Genomic DNA, 674 nt, shown 5'->3' on the forward strand with positions numbered 1-674 from the left:
GAAAGCTTTCAGCTTTAAGCCAGTTATAAAAACCCCTTTTGATTTGTTAAAACAACTTGCGGTCTGGCAACTGCAAGAGAGAAACAAGAAATCAAAAGGGGGTCCCAATGGGGGACGAAAAGAGCTTAGCGCACACCCGATGGAACTGTAAATATCACATAGTCTTCGCTCCTAAGTACCGAAGGCAGGCGTTCTACGGAGAGAAACGTAGAGCAATAGGCGCGATTTTAAGAAAGCTATGTGAGTGGAAAAACGTGAATATTCTGGAAGCGGAATGCTGTGTAGATCATATCCATATGCTTCTGGAGATCCCCCCAAAGATGAGTGTGTCGGGCTTCATGGGGTATTTGAAAGGCAAAAGCAGCCTGATGCTTTATGAGCAGTTTGGCGATCTGAAATTCAAATACAGAAACAGGGAGTTCTGGTGCCGGGGTTACTACGTCGATACGGTGGGTAAGAACACGGCGAAGATACAGGACTACATAAAGCACCAGCTGGAAGAGGATAAAATGGGAGAGCAGTTAGCGATCCCATATCCGGGTAGCCCGTTTACGGGCCGTAAGTAATCCATAGATGCAAATGTCAGATTGCGATGCGCCTGGTAGGGCGCGGCTGGTAACAAAGCCTTACAGGCGCATATGAAAAACCTCCGGCTATGCCGGAGGATATTTATT

At 46.9% G+C, this 674-nt stretch carries 1 protein-coding gene; it reads left to right on the forward strand.

All coding sequences use genetic code 11. The features are described from left to right. Positions 1-107: 107 nt before the first annotated feature. Positions 108-566 (forward strand): IS200/IS605 family transposase, encoded by a 459-nt coding sequence (gene tnpA / locus HED65_RS22435; protein WP_114980194.1) that lies wholly within the window; start codon positions 108-110, stop codon positions 564-566. The last annotated feature ends 108 nt before the right edge of the window (positions 567-674 follow it).

The sequence above is a fragment of the Pantoea sp. LS15 genome (genome assembly GCF_012241585.1).
Lineage (GTDB): Bacteria > Pseudomonadota > Gammaproteobacteria > Enterobacterales > Enterobacteriaceae > Enterobacter.

Excerpts from the sequence above, each read along its gene's own strand:
- tnpA (WP_114980194.1), top strand. The coding sequence starts at position 108 with ATGGGGGACGAAAAGAGCTTAGCGCACACCCGATGGAACTGTAAATAT.